Genomic DNA, 19,802 nt, shown 5'->3' with positions numbered 1-19,802 from the left:
ATAAAATAAGAAAAAGTATTGTCAGTATGAGGACCAGTATGAAATTAAAAACAAACATTAAGCACTTGAACGGTAGTATTCGAGTACCAGGTGATAAGTCTATCAGTCATCGCTCTATCATTTTTGGGAGCTTGGCTGAGGGCGAGACGAAGGTTTATAATATCTTGCGTGGCGAAGATGTTTTGTCAACCATGCAAGTTTTTCGTGACCTCGGTGTTGAGATAGAGGACAAAGAGGGTGTCGTTACCATTCAAGGTGTTGGTATGGATGGATTGAAAGCCCCTCAGAATGCTCTCGATATGGGGAATTCTGGGACCTCTATTCGTTTGATTTCAGGCGTCCTTGCTGGTGTAGATTTTGAAGTGGAGATGTTTGGAGATGACAGTCTTTCCAAACGCCCTATGGACCGTGTGACCCTTCCTTTGAAAGAAATGGGAGTTAGTATTTCAGGTCAAACAGAGCGAGACTTGCCACCGTTGCACTTAAAAGGTACAAAAAACTTAAAACCTATTCATTATGAATTGCCGATTGCCTCTGCTCAAGTTAAATCAGCCTTGATTTTTGCAGCCTTGCAGGCTCAAGGACAGTCAGTCATTATCGAGAAGGAGTGCACTCGTAACCACACAGAAGATATGTTGCGTCAATTTGGTGGGGAGTTAAGTGTCGATGGTAAGAAAATCACTGTCCAAGGACCACAGAAACTTAGTGGACAAAAGGTTGTTGTACCGGGAGATATTTCGAGTGCAGCTTTCTGGTTAGTGGCTGGTTTGATTGTTCCGAATTCTCGAGTGGTACTTAAGAATGTTGGTATTAATGAAACACGTACAGGTATTATCGAGGTCATCCGTGCTATGGGTGGAAAAATAGAAATTACTGATATTGACCCAGTGGCTAAGTCTGCAACCTTGACTGTTGAAACTTCAGATTTGAAGGGAACAGAGATTGGCGGGACCTTGATTCCACGTTTAATTGATGAATTGCCGATTATCGCGCTCCTTGCTACCCAAGCTCAAGGTCAAACAGTTATCAAAGATGCAGAAGAACTAAAGGTTAAAGAAACGGATCGCATTCAAGTTGTCGCAGATGCTTTAAATAGCATGGGAGCAACTATTACTCCTACAGCAGACGGAATGATTATCAAAGGGAAATCTGCCCTCCATAGAGCCAGAGTCAACACCTTTGGAGACCACCGTATCGGTATGATGACAGCCATTGCAGCACTCTTAGTTGCAGATGGAGATGTCGAATTGGATCGTGCAGAAGCCATTAATACTAGCTACCCAAGCTTCTTTGATGATTTGGAGACTTTGATTCATGGCTAAGGTTTTACTTGGATTTATGGGGGCAGGAAAATCTACTATTGCTAGAGGATTAGATCCTGAGTTTGTAGACATGGATGCCTTGCTTGAAGATCGACTGGGGATGCCAATTGCTCGTTTCTTTGAAGAAAAAGGAGAAGCAGCCTTCCGTCAGATAGAAGAAGAAGTTTTGGCTGATCTGCTAAAGACAGATCAAGTTATCTCCACAGGAGGAGGAATCGTTATTTCTCCTCGAAATCGTGCCTTACTCAAGCAAAATCCAGATAGCATTTATCTAAAAGCAGATTTTGAGACCCTTTACCAGCGAATTTCAGCTGATAAGGACAATCAACGCCCACTATTTCTGAACAATAGCAAGGAAGATTTGGCTGCAATTTTTAATGAAAGACAGGCTTGGTATGAGGAAGTGGCTAGTAAAGTTATCGATGTGTCCAAGCTAAGCCCAGAGGAAATTATAGAGGAATTGATATGAAAATTGCCTATCTAGGTCCCAAAGGATCTTTTTCGAACCATGTGGTGCAGACGGCTTTTCCTCATGAGGAACTGGAGCCATTTTCAAATATTACAGACGTTATCAAGGCCTATGAACAGGGATTGGTAGACTATTCAGTAGTGCCAGTTGAAAATTCCATTGAAGGTAGTGTTCATGAGACACTGGACTATCTTTTCCATCAAGCTCGCATTCAAGCTGTAGCGGAGATTGTACAGCCAATTCATCAACAACTAATGGCAGTGCCAGGCCAGTTTAGAATTGAGAAAATCTTTTCTCATCCGCAGGCCTTGGCGCAGGGGAAGAAATTTATTGATGAGCATTATCCAGATGCTCAACTAGAAGTCACTGCCAGTACAGCATACGCTGCGCGCTATGTTTCCGAGCATCCAGATCAGCCTTTTGCGGCCATTGCCCCCAAAAGTTCGGCTGGAGAATATGGTTTGGAATTAATTGCTCAAGATATTCAAGAGATGGAAGCCAATTTCACTCGCTTTTGGGTTTTGGGGGCAGAGTTGCCACAGATTCCTTTACAAGATGCAACTGAAAAAATGAGCCTAGCAGTAACCTTGCCAGACAATTTACCTGGTGCACTTTACAAGGCACTCTCGACCTTTGCTTGGCGAGGGATTGACTTAACCAAGATAGAAAGTCGTCCCCTTAAAACTGCACTTGGTGAATACTTCTTTATCATTGATGTTGACTATAGAGATAAAGAATTGGTTCATTTTGCTCAAGAAGAATTAGAAACAATTGGAATCCAGTATAAAGTACTGGGAGCTTACCCTATCTATACCATACAAGATAAAGGGAAGGAGAACCTATGACTAGAGAGAATCCTTTAACACATCATGAAAAACTACGCTATGACTATCTTTTGAAAAATATTCATTATTTGAATGATAAGGAAAAAAGAGAATTTGCCTTTTTACAAGCCAAGTTGGATGGTCCACAAGAAAATAGTGAGCCATTCAATCCAGAAGAGAAGGAGCAGGCTTTTTCAGAGTCCAGTATCGACCTGCCGACCTATGCTAACCGTAGTCGATCTGATCGCCGAAAAGAAGGTCAAGCAAAGATAAAGGCTCCAAAAGTCAAGAAGCCAAAGAAAAAAACTGGTTTTCGATTCAAACGAATCTTTACCTGGCTATTAGCCCTCCTTCTTTGCGTGGCGGTTGGAATGACATTCATGTTCCTAAAAGGCTTCCAGTCTGCTAACTCTAATAATCCTAAGGATGCTAAAGCGGCTCAAGTTGAAGTTTTTAACGGTCAAGACACTCGTGATGGAGTAAATATTCTGATTTTAGGAACAGATGGACGGATTGGACAAGATAGTTCCGAAACGCGGACAGACTCAGTCATGGTTCTAAACGTAAGTGGTAAGGATAAAAAAATCAAGCTCGTTAGCTTTATGCGTGACAATTTAGTTTACATTGATGGTTATAGTCAGGTTATCGATGGTCAGAAACAAGCTGATCACAAATTAAATTTGGCCTACGAATTAGGGGAACAAGAAGGAAAACAAGGAGCCGAAATGGTTCGCAAGGTCCTCAAGGATAATTTTGATCTGGATATCAAATATTATGCGCTCGTTGATTTCCAAGCCTTTGCAACTGCAATAGATACCCTTTTTCCTGATGGTGTAACCATCGATGCCCAATTTTCAACTTTAAATGGAGTTCCGGTCACAGAAGCGACAGTGGGTGATGATTTGCACGCAACGGCAACTGAGTCACCTACTCAAACTATTCGAGCCGGTAAACAGCAAATGAACGGTTCAACTCTTCTTAACTATGCTCGTTTCCGTGACGATGATGAAGGTGATTACGGACGAACTCGTCGTCAACAACAGGTTATGACCGCGGTTCTACAACAAATCAAAGACCCGACAAAATTGTTCACTGGTTCAGAAGCTCTAGGGAAAGTTTTTGCGATGACCTCAACAAACCTACCTTATACCTTCTTATTGACCAATGGCCTATCTGTTCTTGAAGGAGCTCAAAATGGGATTGAAAAACTGACAGTTCCAGAACTTGGCGACTGGGTGGATGACTATGACGTCTATGGAGGCCAATCCCTTCGAGTGGATCAAAAAGCTTACCAGAATAAGCTGGCCCAAATGGGATTCAGATAAAAGAATTAATTAAAATCAAAGCTTGAAACATCTAACTAAATGGGTGTCTAAGGCTTTGATTTTTCACATAGTTGGTTGGATTTATAAGCCATTTTTGTGGTATAATAAAATGATGTATTCTATAGAAGAGGATGAAAAATAGATGAGTGATTTAAAGGCAATTCAAACTCGTAGCCTAGAAATGGCTGAGTATTTTGTTGCATTTTGTAAAAAACATGACTTGCTCTGTTATCTATGTGGTGGTGGAGCCATTGGAGCCTTACGAAACAAGGGTTTCATTCCTTGGGATGATGATTTAGATTTCTTTATGCCTCGTAAGGACTATGAAAAATTAGCAGAGCTTTGGCCTCAATTTGCGGATGAGCGTTATTTCTTGTCAAAGAGTCATAAAGACTATGTAGATCGCAACCTTTTTATCACAATCCGTGATAAGGAAACGACGTGTATCAAGCCTTATCAGAAAGATTTGGATCTTCCACATGGCTTGGCCTTGGATGTATTACCCTTAGACTATTACCCTAAAAATCCAGCAGAGCGCAAGAAACAGGTCCGCTGGGCTTTGATTTATTCTCTATTTTGTGCACAAACCATTCCAGAAAAGCATGGAGCTCTCATGAAGTGGGGTAGTACCATTTTACTAGGATTGACTCCTAAATCACTTCGCTATCGTATCTGGAAAAAGGCTGAGAAAGAAATGACCAAGTATGGACCAGCTGAAAGTGATGGCATTACAGAATTATGTTCAGGGCCAGGATACATGAAGAAAAAGTATCCAATTCAGGCCTTTGAAGACAACGTTTTCCTACCATTCGAGGGAACAGAAATGCCTATTCCAGTTGGTTATGATGCCTATCTCAGTACAGCTTTTGGTGACTACATGACACCGCCTCCAGCTGATAAGCAAGTCCCTCACCATGATGCCGTTATAGCAGATATGGATAAGAGTTATAGAGAATATAAGGGAGAATATGGAGCATGATGGAAGAAAAAATTAGTGTTATTGTTCCTGTCTATAATGTAGAAGCTTATTTGGAACGATGTGTAGAGTCGATTTTAAAACAGACCTATAGTAATCTTGAGATACTGCTTGTCAATGACGGTTCGACTGATAAGAGTGGTGAACTATGTGATCAACTTGCGCTTAGAGATCAACGAATTCGGGTTATTCATAAGGAAAATGGTGGTTTGTCTGATGCTCGAAATAGAGGAATTGATGAAGCAAGTTCAGATTTAATTGGCTTTATTGATAGCGATGATTATATTGACGAAGATATGTACGAGACTCTCTACCGTCATTTAAGAGAGGCAAATGCAGATCTCTCTATGTGTGGACATTATGATGTTTATCATCAAATACCTGAAAAACAAGTCTCAGAGATTAAAACTTGGGAACTTTCTTCAGAAGAAGCCATAAAAATGGTCATGGAAGCAAAGATTTTGTCTGTGACTGCTGTTAATAAATTATATAAAAAAGAACTCTTTAATCATCTTAGATTTGAAGTTGGAAAAATTGCTGAAGATGCTTTTATTATGATTCGTTTATTGGATCAGTGCCAGAAGGTTGTTGCGACTAATGAGAAGAAGTATTATTATGTCCATCGTGAAAATAGTATTACTACACAAAAATTCTCATTAAAATTCTTAAATGTGATTGAAGCATATGAGCAAAATGCGAATATAATAAGAGAGCACTATCCCGCAATCGCTGATGTTGCAACGATGCGTTTAAATTGGGCCTATTTCTATGTCTTGGATAGATTGTTGATTGATTCTGATTTTAAAGATAAACTACTAGAAGATAAATTGATACACTATCTAAAACAGAATAGATTGAATATTTTAAGAGATGCTAGATTTACCAATGCTAGAAAAATAAGTTTTCTAGCTCTACTATTCAGCAGAAAGCTCTACACACAGATTTTACTTCGTCAACATAGCCGTTAGGAGAGAAAATGATTTCTATTATTGAGAAAAACTATTTTAAAATTAATCTGGTATTTTTATCAGTCATATCTTTTTATTGTATGGCGGGACTCATTGTCCCCCTTCAATTCATCTCTGCAAATAAATTTGTTACCCTAGGTATGACTCTTTTGGGAGTTCTATTAGGTTTATACAATTTCTTTGTAAAGAAGGCCTATTTATTCGTTAGAAAAATTGAGTACTTAATCATCTTTTTTGCCATGAATATTATCACAAGTTTACTGGTGATGAAGTATGGTTTTTCAACAAATATCAAAAACTTGGTAGTCTTCTTTATCTATTTCTTTGCTATTTACCCAATTTTTCAAAACTTTAGTAGAGAAAAATCTCGAATTTTGTTTAACGTATTCTTTTCAGTAATTACTGTTGCAAACACTGTTGGGGTTTTCTTATCTCTTGTTCAATTTTTTATGCTAATCGGATATAGAGTTTTCGACTATAAAGGTTTGTTAATTCGTCAAGGATTTGTTGAATCCCGTTTATTTGGTATTTTGGCAAGTCCTAACTATTTATCGATTATTTCCTTAATTATTATTATTTACTTAGGGATGAGGCTAACTTTCTTCAGTAAATTTGTTAAAACCTTAGCTATTTCATCCATTCTTCTTAATTTCGCTTATATCGTTTTATCTGGTTCAAGAACGACTTACATTTGTTTGGTTGTGGCCGCTTTTCTATATTCTTTAGTGAAATTTGAATTCCGTAACAAGATAAAATCTTTTGTCGCCGTATTGTTAACAGTAGGACTAGTATTTTTATCTTATAATGGTGTCAAATATAGCAGTGATTTATACTTGAGAGCTCACTCTGCAGAAATTCAGCTCAATAAAGAAAAAGGTGAAAACAATAATTTAACATTAGAGAGAACTGATACTAGCGAAGAAAATATCTCCAATAATCGCTTTGCTATTTGGCAATCGACAGCTTCATTCATTCCAAAGAGACCTCTATTTGGTTACTCAGCAGGGAACTGGTATGAGTTAGGGAAAACGTATGATGCAAGTGCATATATCATTAAAGAACATTACTTAACTCACAATGGATACCTAGAGTTATTATTCTATAACGGTATCTTTGGTATCTTGCCGATCGCTATTTTCATGCTCTCATTTATCATTTCAAGTCTTAGAAAATTCAAAAAAGACAAAGATGAAGACAGAGTTGATCCTGAGCTTGTTTCAGGCTTACTGATGACAGTCGTTATCTTGATTTCTAACTTATTCTTGAGCTCAACCTTCTATGGTATCTCATTATTGGGTTGTATTCTGTTTATGATTTCAGGCTATTATTTCTCTGTTATTTCTAAAAAGAGAGATGGATATAGACAACTAAATGAAGATGAAATTAAGGATTTAGAATTAGGGGTAATGGACTATATTCATAATCTCTGTGAAAAAGAGAATATTAATTATTCTTTGGCTTACGGAACCCTACTAGGAGCCGTTCGACATAAGGGTTATATTCCTTGGGATGATGATATTGATATCTCATTGAAACGTGATGAGTATGACAAGCTATACCAAGCAGTTCTACGGGACAATGACCCTATCTATAAAGTAGCATCTTGGGAAAATGATGCTCGCTATCCTTATCCATTTTATCGAGTTTATGATGCTCGTACGGTGTATGAAAACAATTACATTGAAAATGATATCGATCTAGGAATTTGTGTGGATGTATTCCCATTTGATTATTACGCTGATGTCAATAAAGAGATGGTTAAACTAGATACCTATCGCAGACTTTCTGTTTATACTCTCTATGGTATTCATAGTAAAAATGCCGGATTGAAGAATATTGTCAGATATCTATTAGTACTTGTTTTCCGTTTAACAAGAGTTAAAACTTGGAATAAAAAAATGAACCTTCTCTCAATGCAGGCTAATGATAATGATTCTATTGATTATTTGATGGAAAATAAGAGAACTTCTACAAAATTTGAGAAGACGTTGCTTGATAAAGTAATGGATAGTCCATTCGAAGATAGAATTTATAAAATTCCAGAAGCTTCTCACCAGATCTTGTCAGCTATCTACGGTGATGATTTTATGGAAATTCCACCAGTTGAAAAACGAGTGAAACATGATGATTTTGTCGCTTATATAAAAGAGGTGTAAGACGTGTTACAATGGTTAAAAAGAAGTTTGGCAAGTCTTTTAGGGGACAAGAAAGACCTCATCAAGAACTTACCAATCATTAAAAGTCTCAATGACAAAGCGAACGTTGAATTGGACTCCAAAAGAAGTGAGTTGTTAAAAGACAACTTTGAAGAAATTCTTCAAACTATTTATAGTTCTCCTTTAAAAGATTATGATATTTGGTTGGATTTTGGGACTCTATTAGGCTTTTTTAGAGAAAATGATTTTATTAGCCATGACCTGGATATGGATTTTGGCATCATTATTCCAGATTATCAACGCTTTGTAGAGGATGAACAATATCTCTTGGAAAGAGGTTTCTCAAGAACCAAAGAATTTTACTACAATGAACAATTGGTAGAACTATCATACAGCTTTAAAGGTTTGAATGTAGATCTTATTGTTTATGATAAAAAAGGGGAAACAATCTCCTCCGATACGATTTTCTTTATGATTAATGCTTTGGGAGTACCAACTCGTCATGAGGTCTATCATTACGAATTGCCATTCAGTCAATTACAAGTCGCAAACTTTAAGGGCGTAGATGTGAAAATTCCAGAGAATACTAGAGACTATATCAGTCACTTGTATGGAGCTGATTTTGAAACTCCAAATACCAATTATAATTGGAAAGAAAATCCAATCTATAAACAAGGTGATGCAAAATTAGCCCGAGTTGTTTTAAAGAAATAAGCTAAGTACACTTACAAATGAATCACAAAGTCTATTTGTGAATGACACCAGATAAGTTTTAAGGAAAGAAGTGATAGATTTGAAAAAGTTAAAAAAGTCAATCTTATTTAGTATCATACTCTTGTCAGTTACTGCAAATCACCTGCAAGCAGTAAAGGCTGACACTATTTCGGCAGGTTCTGGGAATCGTATTCACTTTATCAATACCAAGGGAGCTTCAGGAAGTGATGCCATTCTATTGGAGAGCAATGGTCACTATGCCCTAATTGACATGGGGGAAGATTATGATTTTCCAGATGGAACGGATCCACGTTATCCAAGTCGAGTTGGTATCTCAAGACAGAATGAACTAGTTTTGGAAGATAGACTATTTCGTCATTTAAATCGACTTGGTATCCAAAAATTGGATTTTATTTTAGGAACGCACGTCCATAGTGATCATATCGGTGGCGCGGATGAAATTCTAAAACGTTATCCAGTCGGAAAACTTTATTTAAAAAAATATACTGATGAGAGAATTACTAGTAAGTGGCGTTTGTGGGATAATCTTTTTAATTATGATAATGCACTCAATGTTGCCCGTGAAAAAGGAGTAACTATTGTTCAAGATATTAAGGAAGAAGATAGTCGCTTCAAATTGGGTGATATGGATATCCAACTCTACAACTATAAAAATGAGTATGGTCCGGATGGCAAATTGAAAAGAGTCTATGATGATAATTCGAATTCCTTGGTTGCAGTAGTGACTGTTGCAGGGAAAAAGATATATCTTGGTGGTGACTTAGATAATGCTGAAGGTGCTGAGGATAGATTAGGTCCAGAAATTGGCAAAGTAGACATGATGAAATGGAATCATCATTATGATGCTCAAATTTCAAATACAATTCCTTTTTTAGATTCTCTTTCACCTAGTATGGTGGTACATACGTCTTCTTATGATGCAAATCTGGCTTCAACAAGAGATTATCTAAAACAGAAGAATGTTCAAGTGGTCCATGCATCTAGTTTAACTAAGGATGCAACGGTATTTAATATTGCTGATTCTGGTTTTACAAATGTTTCTGATTCTTTCCCAGATATTCCTACAGTATCTGAAGGATGGTATCAAGAAGATGGTTACTGGAAATATCGTTTGACTGATAATGAAATGGCCATTGGTTGGCGCACTATTGATAATATCTATTATTTCTTTAATGGAAAAGGTCAAATGCAAGCAAACAAATGGATTCATTTGAATGATAGCAGGGAAAAATTGGAAGGCAACTGGTATTACCTCAATAGCAATGGTAAGATGCAGTATGAGGGCTGGTTTAAGCAAGGTGACTCATGGTACTATATCAGCTCTACAGGTGCAAGACTTTATAATGAACTAGCTGAAATTGGTGGGCAAAAGTACCTCTTTGATAAAGATGGGAAAATGCTGACGGGCTTACAAGTCTTCAAAGGTAAGAAAATGCTCTTTGCAAGTGATGGTGCTCTGCAAACAGAAGGGACAGCTTCAAGCTGGCAAAAGATAGGTTCAAACTGGTATTATTATGATGAAGATGGTATTCGAGCAGTTGGCTTGAAGCAAATCAATGGATCAAGCTACTACTTTGATAACAATGGTATCATGAAAACAGGCTGGGCCCTTATTGAAGGTCATTGGAAGTATTTTGCAAGTTCTGGAGCAATGAAAACAGGCTGGATTAAGGATAAAGAAACTTGGTATTACTTGGATAAAGAAGGTGTTATGCTAACTGGCCTACAAGAGATCGAAGGAACTCGTTATTATCTTAATGCAAGTGGAGCCATGCAAACAGGTTGGAAGTGGCTTGATAATCATTATAGCTACTTCACAAGCAGTGGAGCGATGAAGACAGGCTGGTTCAAAGATAAGAACCTTTGGTACTATCTAGACAAGGAAGGTATCATGCTCACAGGCCTGCAAGAAATTGATGGCACTCGTTATTACCTTAATGCAAGTGGAGCTATGCAAACAGGTTGGAAATGGTTAGACAATCATTACTACTACTTTGCAAGTAGCGGAGCCATGAAGACTGGCTGGTTCAAAGATAAGGACACCTGGTACTATCTAGACAAGGAAGGCATCATGCTAACTGGTCTTCAAGAAATTGATGGCACTCGCTATTACCTCAATGCAAGCGGAGCTATGCAAACCGGTTGGAAATGGCTAGACAATCATTATTACTACTTTGCAACTAGCGGAGCTATGAAGACAGGTTGGCTCCAAGATAAAGGGGTTAAGTATTATCTTGACGTTGAAACTGGTCAGATGGCAACTGGACTATACAAAGTAAATGGTGAAAGTTATTACTTTGATGCTAATGGTGCTATGCAAACAGGTTGGAAACAACTGAATGGCAATTGGTATTATTTCCAAGCAGATGGTTCACTTCTAAGAAATGGAACAACACCTGATGGCTACAAGGTCAATCAAGATGGTATTTGGAGCTTAAATCCTGTAAAAGAGGAAGAAGTTCAGGGAAGTCAAGAAGATCCTAAGAGGGATTCTGATAAGCCAGCAGATAAGGAAGAAAAGTCAGCAGAAGCCAATGAAAAAGAGGAAGCTGCTGAAACAAAACCGACTTTGAAGGCAGATAAAGAATAAGTGCTTTTTACCTCTTACTAAGTTTTCGAGAAAACTTCCTTTGTGCTAGTCTTTCACTCACTACCTAGTTTTCTCATGAAATAGTATTTATATACATCTCAAAGAATTGATCAATGTTTTTAGGATGAGAATATTGATCAGCTTTGGGGTGTTTTTTTGATTCTTTATACCCTAAGTTGTTGAAAACATCCTCTTTGTCTTTAAATCGAAATATTTTGATAAGAAATTTTAAAACCGACTGATTAGATAAATAAGAAAAATTATGGTATAATAAAACGATGCAAAAAAGGAGTATATATGGACATTTCAGAAATTCGTCAAAAAATTGACGCCAATCGTGAAAAATTAGCTTCTTTTAGGGGGTCTCTTTGACCTCGAAGGGTTAGAAGAAGAAATTGCCATTTTGGAAAACAAAATGACAGAACCTGATTTTTGGAACGATAATATTGCGGCCCAAAAAACGTCGCAAGAATTAAATGAACTTAAAAATACCTACAATACCTTCCATACCATGGAAGAGTTGCAGGATGAGGTTGAAATCTTACTAGACTTTTTAGCAGAGGATGAGTCTGTCAAGGATGAGTTGGTTGAGAAGCTAGCTGAACTAGATCAGATGATGACCAGCTATGAGATGACTCTGCTCTTGTCAGAGCCTTATGATCATAATAATGCTATTTTAGAGATTCACCCAGGATCTGGGGGAACAGAAGCCCAAGACTGGGGAGATATGCTCCTTCGTATGTACACTCGTTACGGAAATGCCAAAGGCTTCAAGGTGGAAGTATTGGATTATCAAGCTGGTGATGAAGCAGGAATTAAGTCGGTGACCTTGTCTTTTGAAGGGCCAAATGCTTATGGGCTTCTTAAGTCGGAAATGGGAGTACATCGTTTGGTACGAATCTCGCCGTTTGACTCGGCCAAACGCCGTCATACCTCCTTTACTTCTGTAGAAGTTATGCCAGAGTTGGATGATACCATCGAAGTTGACATTCGTGAGGATGATATCAAGATGGATACCTTCCGCTCAGGTGGAGCAGGTGGACAGAATGTCAACAAGGTTTCAACGGGTGTTCGTTTGACCCACATTCCGACAGGGATTGTCGTTGCATCAACCGTTGACCGTACTCAGTACGGAAACCGTGATCGTGCGATGAAGATGCTCCAGGCAAAACTCTATCAAATGGAGCAGGAAAAGAAAGCTGCTGAGGTAGATGCCCTTAAGGGGGATAAGAAAGAAATCACATGGGGTAGCCAAATCCGCTCCTATGTATTTACCCCTTATACCATGGTCAAAGACCATCGTACCAGCTTTGAAGTTGCGCAGGTAGATAAGGTTATGGATGGAGACTTAGATGGATTCATTGATGCCTATCTGAAATGGCGTATTAGTTAATAGAAAGGAAGTCACATGTCGATCATTGAAATGAGAGATGTTGTCAAAAAGTATGACAACGGGACAACAGCCCTACGTGGCGTCTCTGTGAGTATTGAACCAGGAGAGTTTGCCTATATCGTAGGTCCTTCAGGTGCAGGTAAGTCAACCTTTATCCGTGCCTTGTATCGTGAGGTTAAAGTAGAAAAAGGAAGCTTGCAGGTTGCAGGTTTTAATCTCGTGAAGATTAAAAAGAAAGATGTACCACTTTTGCGTAGAAACGTAGGAGTTGTCTTTCAGGATTACAAACTTTTGCCAAAGAAAACCGTTTATGAGAACATTGCTTATGCCATGGAGGTTGTCGGTGAAAGTCGTCGTAATATCAAAAAACGTGTTATGGAAGTCTTGGATCTTGTCGGTTTGAAACACAAGGTTCGTTCATTCCCTAATGAATTGTCAGGTGGTGAGCAACAACGTATCGCCATTGCGCGTGCTATCGTAAACAATCCTAAGGTTTTGATTGCGGACGAGCCAACAGGTAACTTGGACCCAGATAACTCATGGGAAATCATGAACCTCTTGGAACGTATCAATCTTCAAGGAACCACAGTTTTGATGGCAACCCATAACAGTCAAATCGTAAATACCTTGCGCCACCGCGTCATTGCCATCGAGAATGGTCGCGTGGTTCGTGACGAAGCGAAAGGAGAGTACGGATACGATGATTAGTAGATTTTTCCGCCATCTATTAGAAGCTTTAAAGAGTTTGAAGCGTAATGGATGGATGACCATTGCTGCTGTCAGTTCGGTCATGATTACCTTGACCTTGGTTGCTATTTTTGCCTCAGTTATCTTTAATACTGCAAAATTGGCGACGGATATTGAAAACAACGTCCGCGTCATGGTTTATGTTCGTAAAGATGTTGAAGACAATAGCGAAACCATTGTTAAAGAAGGCCAGACAGTCACTAACAATGATTACCACAAGGTCTATGATGCCCTTAAGGCTTTGCCATCAGTTAAAAATGTAACCTTCTCAAGTAAAGAAGAGCAGTACCAAAAGCTGACTGAAACCATGGGTGACGAGTGGAAGGTTTTTGAAGGTGATGCCAATCCCCTTCATGATGCCTACATTGTCGATACCAATTCACCAAGTGATGTGAAACCAGTCGCTGAAGAAGCTAAGAAAATCGAAGGAGTTTCTGAGGTTCAAGACGGTGGTGCCAATACGGAGCGTCTCTTCAAGTTGGCGTCCTTCATCCGTGTATGGGGATTGGTCATTGCAGGACTATTGATTTTCATCGCAGTCTTTTTGATTTCAAATACCATCCGTATTACCATCATTTCACGTAGTCGTGAAATCCAAATCATGCGTTTGGTTGGTGCCAAGAACGGCTACATCCGTGGCCCATTCTTGCTGGAAGGTGCCTTCATTGGACTATTGGGAGCAACCCTTCCATCTATCATGGTTTATCTTATCTATAACCGTGTCTACCAATCTGTTAACCCATCATTGGTTGGACAAAACCTATCTCTGATTACACCAGATACCTTTATTCCTTTGATGGTTGGCCTCTTGTTTGTTATCGGGATCTGTATCGGTTCACTTGGATCAGGAATCTCAATGCGTCGATTCTTGAAAATCTAAGCCAATTATTATTGCTAATACACATAAAAGTGGGATGCAATCGAGGACTCAGAGAGTCAGATTGCCCTGCTTTTTTGTTTTGAACTTGCCCTACAAGTTGCTTGCCAATTTGCTGGAAACAGTGTATGATAAGAAAGGACCTTTTTGTCATAAGAGCTGATGGAGGAGGCTGGCAATCCGATGATAGAAGTAGTGAATAGACACTTTCATCAAGCGATACAAGCAATCACGAGCTCTTTCTAGCTAAAATGAATGAAATATGAGGATAAGATGAAACAATTTTTAGAAAAGGCGAGCGTGCTCTCTCTGTCTTTAGTATTGATCACATCGTTTTCAATCTCGAGTGCCCTCCCTGCTATGTTTGACTATTACCAGGGTTATTCGACAGGTCAGGTCGAGCTTTTGGTCAGTCTCCCTTCCTTTGGAATTATGGCCATGCTCTTATTGAACGGAGTTTTGGAACGCATTTTTCCTGAGCGTCTCCAATTAACCTTGGGACTTTTGATCCTTTCAATCAGTGGAACTGCACCTTTCTGGTATCAAGGTTACTACTTTGTCTTTGTCACTCGTCTTCTTTTTGGACTGGGTGTTGGGATGCTGAACGCCAAGGCTATCTCAATCATCAGTGAACGATACCATGGTAAAACTCGTATCCAGATGCTTGGCTTTCGTGGTTCTGCCGAGGTAGTAGGTGCCTCTATCTTAACCTTGGCGGTTGGGCAACTTTTGGCCTTTGGCTGGACTGCCAGTTTTTTAGCTTATGCTGCTGGATTAGTTGTTCTAGCTTTATTCCTCCTTTTTGTTCCCTATGATAAAGAAGAAGGGAAAGTTTCTAAGCATAAACATGAAGAGCTTGAGCACCTAACTCCAACTATGAAGTGGCTCATCTTTTATTTGGCTATTGCTGCATCGGTTATTGTATGTACCAATACAGCCATAACCTTCCGTATTCCAAGCCTTATGATTGAGGCAGGATTTGGAGATGCTCAGCTTTCTAGTTTGGTCTTAAGTGCCATGCAGTTGATCGGGATTTTAGCGGGACTTAGCTTTTCCTTCCTAATCTCAGCCTTTAGAGAAAAACTCTTATTGGTAGCAGGGATTACCTTTGGTGTGGGTCAGATTATGATTGCTCTAGCCCCTTCTCTTTGGCTAGTGGTGGCAGGCTCAGTCTTGGGAGGTTTTGCCTATAGCATCGCTCTCACAACTGTCTTTCAGTTGGTTTCTGAGAAAATACCTGCCAAGCTTCTCAATAAAGCAACTTCCTTTGCAGTTTTGGGATGTAGTTTTGGTGCGTCATTAACACCCTTTGTTCTTTCAGGAATTGGCTTAGTAACAACGAATGGTCGAATGACCTTTATCATTCTAGGAGTATGGATGATTGTTACTTCTTGTCTGGTTTCCTATCTGTTGAAAAAGAGAGTTTAAAAAGCGAAAAGATGATGAGTTTGCGAGTCCTTAAGCATACAGTGAAGTGTTGAAAGTTATGTAGAGTAAAAATAATTATTAACAGAGTTTTATGGAGTATAGAAGGCTCAGAAATGCTCCAATCAGTTGCTTTATCAAAGGCTCAATATTCATAAAAAAAGAGGTCGGGATTTTGTCCCGGCCTCATTCTTTTTTGTAATTTTATACTCAATGAAAATCAAAGAGCAAACTAGGAAGCGAGCTACAGGCTGTACTTGAGTACGGCAAGGCGAAGCTGACGTGTTTGAAGAGATTTTCGAAGAGTATTAAAGTCTTTGCCAAAAGAAGTCAATGATATAGGTCAAGCCATAAGTATAAACCACGAGGGTAAAAGGCTTGGTCAAGACGATAATAGTCATGTAACGCTTGAAGCTCATTTTGGTCAGAGCTGCCAGCATACAGAGAAAGTCAGCTGGACTAACTGGCCAAATCATCATAAAGATAAAGAAGCGATCAAAGCGATTGCCCTTGTCTAACCAGCCGATGTACTTATCATAGGTACGCTTGCTAACGACAGACTGGACAAAGGGAGCACCGTAAAGTCGCACTAGGTAAAAGATAATGGCGCAACCAATGCCAATGCCAATGTAATTGTAAATAGTTCCCACGATATGACCATAGATAAAGACACCAGCGACCGATGTCAGAGCACCAGGAATGATAGGAACCACCGTCTGCAAAATCTGTAAAAAGATAAAGAGTGGAGGCCCCCAGATGCCTGCCTGTTGGATAAAGGCAGAGAGGGTTTCCTTGGACTGTAAAATCCCTGCCTGATAGGCCCAGATGCAGAAGATCAAGGTGCCAACTCCACCGACGATCGATGAAATATGAATCACTTGTTGCAGAAGGGGTGAAATAGCTTTCATTTGGTTATTCTGTGACATGTAAAATCCTCTTAAGTAGTATAAATCTACTATACCATATTTTGAGGAGAAAGACTATCAGTATTCTAGGTGTGACTTTGACACAAGTATGATAAAATGATAGTAAGAAAATGATAGCTTAGAATGAGGAAACTAACATGTTAGGATTAAGCTTTAATGGAACTTGGCGCAACTACCAAAAGCAGGTCTTGGATAAGTTCCAAGAATATCAAGCAGATGGACATGTTCACCTTGTGGCAGCACCAGGATCTGGCAAGACAACCATTGGTATCGAGTTGATGGCTCGCTTTGATAAGCCTGCTCTAGTCTTGGTACCGACAGTTACCATTCGGGAACAATGGGTGGATAGAATTAGCCAGGCCTTTTTAGAGGATGAGAACCAAGTCACAAGTCTCGTGTCTCAAAATCTCAAGGACATGAAGCAAATCACCATCGCCACCTACCAAGCTTTTCATAGTGCTATGCAACAGGTCCAGTCTCAAGAAGAGAATGGTGAGACGGTGGATTTTGGCGGTTTTGATCTCATTGCTAGTCTTAAGGAGCAGGGAGTTGAAACCCTCTGTCTGGACGAATGTCATCATTTGAGAAATGAATGGTGGAGAAGTCTAGAAGACTTCCGTAAGAAATATCCGAAACTGCAGGTCATTTCTCTAACCGCAACCCCTCCCTATGATAGTGAGCCAGAACTCTGGGCGCGTTATCTCCAGATGTGTGGGGAGATCGACCAAGAAATCACGGTGCCAGAACTGGTCAAGGAGGAGACACTTTGTCCTCACCAAGACTTTGTTTATATCTGTACTCCGACCAAGGAAGAGGAGAAGGTTCTTCAGGACTTTGAAGATGCCAAGTGGCAGTATCTCAGTCACTTAGTAGATGAACCTGAGTTTAAGGAGTTAATTGCTAGCTCCAAGGTTCTTAAAGGCCAAATCTCGGCAGATCTACTTCTTGAAGATCCCAAGTATCTCTCGGCCATCCTCATTTATCTTCATTCTCAAAAGCTAGAAATCCCTCAATATTTAAAGAATCTCATTGGCAGTAAAAGCCTTCCTTCGCTGAACTACTACTGGATGGAGGTCCTTCTCCAAGGAATTCTCTACCAGACACCTGATTGGTATGAGGCAAGACCCGACTATATCAAAGAGATAGAAAGGGACATGAAGGCCAGGGGCTTGATTGACAAACGCCAGCTTTTCTTGGTTCGAAATAAGATCAATGATCAAATTCTCAATCAATCCTTGGGGAAATTATCTGGAATTGCTGATATCTTTGCGACCGAGTATGCTAGCCTCGGAAAGGACTTGAGACAACTAGTCCTAGCAGACTATATCCGTAAGGATTTTGCTAACTATCTAGGGGATGATCAGGCTCCAATCAGTCAACTGGGGGTTCTTCCTTACTTTGAAAGCATTCGCCGAAGTGCTCAGAAACAGGGAATTTCTGTTCCCCTAGCAGTGCTTTCGGGAAGTGTGGTTATCGTGCCAACTAGTGTTAGGGAGGAACTCCAAGCACTCTTGCCAACAGTTGCTTTGACCTTCTCAGCCATTGGTCAACTAGATCCAGCTGCCTATCTTCAGGTAGGTTTTCCCTCAACCTGTAAAGGTATGGTAGGGGCTGTAACTGAGCTCTTTCAAAGGGGGGCCATCCAGGTCTTGATCGGGACCAAGTCTCTCTTAGGTGAAGGGTGGGATGCGCCTTGTGTTAATTCTCTGATCTTAGGTAGTTTTGTGGGGAGCTTTATGCTCAGTAATCAGATGCGAGGGCGTGCCATTCGTATCTGGTCAGGCCATCCAGAAAAGACCAGTAATATCTGGCATCTGGTAGCTATCAAACCCTATACAAAAAATCTTTTCTTGAGGGAAAAGGAAAATGAAGAGGAAGTAGATAAGGATAATTCCTATCAAGATTTACTCAGTCTAATTCGTCGGATGGAGCATTTTCTAGGTTTATCCTATAAGGAGGATACCATCGAGACAGGGCTGGATCGCTTGGACTTCCCAAAACCTCCTTTTAAGAAAAGTAAGATTAAAGCCTATAATCAGAAAATCAAGGAATTGTCCAAGGACCGTAGCTCCCTTCGCAAAAAATGGCAGGAGGCGTTAGTAGTTGCGGATAAACTAGAGATTGTCAATGAGGTAGCAACCGATCGCAAGCAAATCCCTCTCTTGACACTAGTTGATGCTGAAAAGTGGGTTCGCTATTCTTTCTTACTGATTGCAGTTAATCTCCTCATCTATCTTTTTAAAACAAATGGTATTCGTTTGGCTTGGTTAACGACTATTAGTCTTGTCTTGCTTACTATTGCTCTGGTTCGTTATTTCTTTTACAAGAGTCCTTATGTACGCCTACGTCAGGTGGGTGAAGGTATTCGTAATGCCATGCTAAAGATGGGGCATCTTTCTGATGACCAGTCGCGCGTGCAGGTGGAAGAAGATAAGGATAGCTATTGCATTTTTGCCTATCTAAAAGGTGGCAGTATGCGAGATAAGGAGCTCTTCTCTCAGACCTTGGGTGAATTCTTTGCACCCGTGGACAATCAACGCTACCTCTTAGTAGCAAAAAAAGCACCAGCAGGTCAATCCAAGTATTTTGTAGTTCCTAGCCTCTTTGAAAAGCGCAAGGAAGAAGCTCAGCTCTTTCTAGACGCAATCGCACCTCAGCTAGGTGATTACCAGCTAGTCTACACCCGCAACGAAGCAGGCAGAAAAGTCTTACTCGAAGCCCGACTCAAATCCCTAGCCAACAAAAATGACCGCCTCATCACCAAGAAGAAGGTCAAAAGTGCTTTGAAATAGAAAAAATCACAATATATAAATAAATTTTCTTAAAAGATAAACACAAATAGAGACAGTAAGAAACGATTGACTGGTTCCAATAAGAAGGAGAAAAAAGTAAAAGTAGAAGAAGCGAGAACAGTGGCAGGATAAAAATAAACGTCTGTAGATATGTACTGACCCCAAAAAGTTAGACAATTAATTTAAGCAAAGGATTTAGTTCTGTATTGTACAGGACTAAGTCCTTTTAGTTTTACCTTAATTCGTTTGTTGTTGTAGTAATCAATATAGTCTACAA

Annotated in this window: 16 protein-coding genes; 14 read left to right on the top strand and 2 right to left on the bottom strand. The window is 39.6% G+C overall.

Annotated features, from left to right (window positions below):
* The first annotated feature begins 38 nt into the window (after positions 1 to 38).
* The 13 genes from aroA (at position 39) to QM874_RS05020 (ending at position 15,810) form a co-directional block, all read left to right on the top strand.
* The gene (aroA, locus tag QM874_RS05080) at positions 39 to 1,322 is read left to right on the top strand and encodes a 3-phosphoshikimate 1-carboxyvinyltransferase (RefSeq protein ID WP_414316466.1); all 1,284 of its coding nucleotides are present in this window, start codon (positions 39 to 41) and stop codon (positions 1,320 to 1,322) included.
* Positions 1,315 to 1,791 (top strand): shikimate kinase, encoded by a 477-nt coding sequence (locus tag QM874_RS05075; protein ID WP_414316465.1) that lies wholly within the window; start codon positions 1,315 to 1,317, stop codon positions 1,789 to 1,791. The genes aroA and QM874_RS05075 overlap by 8 nt, the downstream gene beginning before the upstream one ends.
* The gene (gene pheA, locus QM874_RS05070; protein WP_414316464.1) at positions 1,788 to 2,636 is read left to right on the top strand and encodes a prephenate dehydratase; all 849 of its coding nucleotides are present in this window, start codon (positions 1,788 to 1,790) and stop codon (positions 2,634 to 2,636) included. Before QM874_RS05075 ends, pheA begins: the two co-directional genes overlap by 4 nt.
* Positions 2,633 to 3,940, top strand: a complete 1,308-nt coding sequence (locus QM874_RS05065; protein ID WP_414316463.1) for an LCP family protein — start codon at positions 2,633 to 2,635, stop codon at positions 3,938 to 3,940. Before pheA ends, QM874_RS05065 begins: the two co-directional genes overlap by 4 nt.
* Before the next feature lie 142 nt (positions 3,941 to 4,082).
* Positions 4,083 to 4,919 (top strand): LicD family protein, encoded by an 837-nt coding sequence (locus QM874_RS05060; protein WP_414316462.1) that lies wholly within the window; start codon positions 4,083 to 4,085, stop codon positions 4,917 to 4,919.
* Complete coding sequence (locus tag QM874_RS05055) at positions 4,916 to 5,884, top strand: glycosyltransferase family 2 protein (RefSeq protein ID WP_414316461.1); 969 nt, start codon at positions 4,916 to 4,918, stop codon at positions 5,882 to 5,884. Before QM874_RS05060 ends, QM874_RS05055 begins: the two co-directional genes overlap by 4 nt.
* 8 nt (positions 5,885 to 5,892) lie before the next feature.
* Complete coding sequence (locus tag QM874_RS05050; protein ID WP_414316460.1) at positions 5,893 to 8,040, top strand: LicD family protein; 2,148 nt, start codon at positions 5,893 to 5,895, stop codon at positions 8,038 to 8,040.
* A gap of 3 nt (positions 8,041 to 8,043) precedes the next feature.
* Positions 8,044 to 8,754, top strand: coding sequence for a LicD family protein (locus tag QM874_RS05045; protein ID WP_414316459.1), 711 nt, complete (start codon positions 8,044 to 8,046; stop codon positions 8,752 to 8,754).
* A 73-nt stretch (positions 8,755 to 8,827) separates the two neighbouring features.
* The gene (locus tag QM874_RS05040; RefSeq protein WP_414316576.1) at positions 8,828 to 11,365 is read left to right on the top strand and encodes an MBL fold metallo-hydrolase; all 2,538 of its coding nucleotides are present in this window, start codon (positions 8,828 to 8,830) and stop codon (positions 11,363 to 11,365) included.
* A 297-nt stretch (positions 11,366 to 11,662) separates the two neighbouring features.
* A protein-coding gene (prfB, locus tag QM874_RS05035) for a peptide chain release factor 2 (RefSeq protein ID WP_142995376.1) occupies positions 11,663 to 12,758 on the top strand; the annotation gives its coding sequence in 2 pieces (ribosomal slippage) (positions 11,663 to 11,734 and positions 11,736 to 12,758; 1,095 coding nt in all).
* Positions 12,759 to 12,773: 15 nt separating this feature from the next.
* Entirely contained in the window at positions 12,774 to 13,466 is a 693-nt protein-coding gene (ftsE, locus tag QM874_RS05030; RefSeq protein WP_075229851.1) for a cell division ATP-binding protein FtsE, read from the top strand.
* Complete coding sequence (gene ftsX, locus QM874_RS05025; protein WP_414316458.1) at positions 13,459 to 14,385, top strand: permease-like cell division protein FtsX; 927 nt, start codon at positions 13,459 to 13,461, stop codon at positions 14,383 to 14,385. Before ftsE ends, ftsX begins: the two co-directional genes overlap by 8 nt.
* A gap of 270 nt (positions 14,386 to 14,655) precedes the next feature.
* Positions 14,656 to 15,810, top strand: coding sequence for an MFS transporter (locus QM874_RS05020; protein WP_414316457.1), 1,155 nt, complete (start codon positions 14,656 to 14,658; stop codon positions 15,808 to 15,810).
* Between the two features lie 305 nt (positions 15,811 to 16,115).
* Here QM874_RS05020 and QM874_RS05015 read toward each other — a convergent pair whose 3' ends face one another.
* Complete coding sequence (locus QM874_RS05015; RefSeq protein ID WP_414316456.1) at positions 16,116 to 16,733, bottom strand: TVP38/TMEM64 family protein; 618 nt, start codon at positions 16,731 to 16,733, stop codon at positions 16,116 to 16,118.
* A 137-nt stretch (positions 16,734 to 16,870) separates the two neighbouring features.
* On the opposite strand from QM874_RS05015, the gene QM874_RS05010 reads away from it, so the two are divergent.
* Positions 16,871 to 19,525, top strand: coding sequence for a DEAD/DEAH box helicase family protein (locus QM874_RS05010; protein ID WP_414316455.1), 2,655 nt, complete (start codon positions 16,871 to 16,873; stop codon positions 19,523 to 19,525).
* A gap of 182 nt (positions 19,526 to 19,707) precedes the next feature.
* On the opposite strand, the gene QM874_RS05005 is transcribed toward QM874_RS05010, so the two are convergent.
* Positions 19,708 to 19,802 (bottom strand): IS3 family transposase (locus tag QM874_RS05005; RefSeq protein WP_414261305.1); only part of this gene is annotated, 95 nt, incomplete at its 5' end.

Source organism: Streptococcus infantis (assembly GCF_047463615.1).
GTDB lineage: Bacteria > Bacillota > Bacilli > Lactobacillales > Streptococcaceae > Streptococcus > Streptococcus infantis_X.
The sequence above is the reverse complement of the archived record's forward strand: the minus strand, read 5'-3'. Positions and strand labels throughout refer to the sequence as shown.

What these genes read in the sequence shown, in the direction of transcription:
- QM874_RS05010 (WP_414316455.1), top strand. Translation starts at nt 16,871, where the DNA reads ATGTTAGGATTAAGCTTTAATGGAACTTGGCGCAACTACCAAAAGCAG.
- ftsX (WP_414316458.1), top strand. Translation starts at nt 13,459, where the DNA reads ATGATTAGTAGATTTTTCCGCCATCTATTAGAAGCTTTAAAGAGTTTG.
- QM874_RS05060 (WP_414316462.1), top strand. Translation starts at nt 4,083, where the DNA reads ATGAGTGATTTAAAGGCAATTCAAACTCGTAGCCTAGAAATGGCTGAG.
- pheA (WP_414316464.1), top strand. Translation starts at nt 1,788, where the DNA reads ATGAAAATTGCCTATCTAGGTCCCAAAGGATCTTTTTCGAACCATGTG.
- aroA (WP_414316466.1), top strand. Translation starts at nt 39, where the DNA reads ATGAAATTAAAAACAAACATTAAGCACTTGAACGGTAGTATTCGAGTA.
- QM874_RS05055 (WP_414316461.1), top strand. Translation starts at nt 4,916, where the DNA reads ATGATGGAAGAAAAAATTAGTGTTATTGTTCCTGTCTATAATGTAGAA.
- QM874_RS05015 (WP_414316456.1), bottom strand. Translation starts at nt 16,733, where the DNA reads ATGTCACAGAATAACCAAATGAAAGCTATTTCACCCCTTCTGCAACAA.
- QM874_RS05065 (WP_414316463.1), top strand. Translation starts at nt 2,633, where the DNA reads ATGACTAGAGAGAATCCTTTAACACATCATGAAAAACTACGCTATGAC.
- QM874_RS05075 (WP_414316465.1), top strand. Translation starts at nt 1,315, where the DNA reads ATGGCTAAGGTTTTACTTGGATTTATGGGGGCAGGAAAATCTACTATT.
- ftsE (WP_075229851.1), top strand. Translation starts at nt 12,774, where the DNA reads ATGTCGATCATTGAAATGAGAGATGTTGTCAAAAAGTATGACAACGGG.
- QM874_RS05020 (WP_414316457.1), top strand. Translation starts at nt 14,656, where the DNA reads ATGAAACAATTTTTAGAAAAGGCGAGCGTGCTCTCTCTGTCTTTAGTA.
- QM874_RS05050 (WP_414316460.1), top strand. Translation starts at nt 5,893, where the DNA reads ATGATTTCTATTATTGAGAAAAACTATTTTAAAATTAATCTGGTATTT.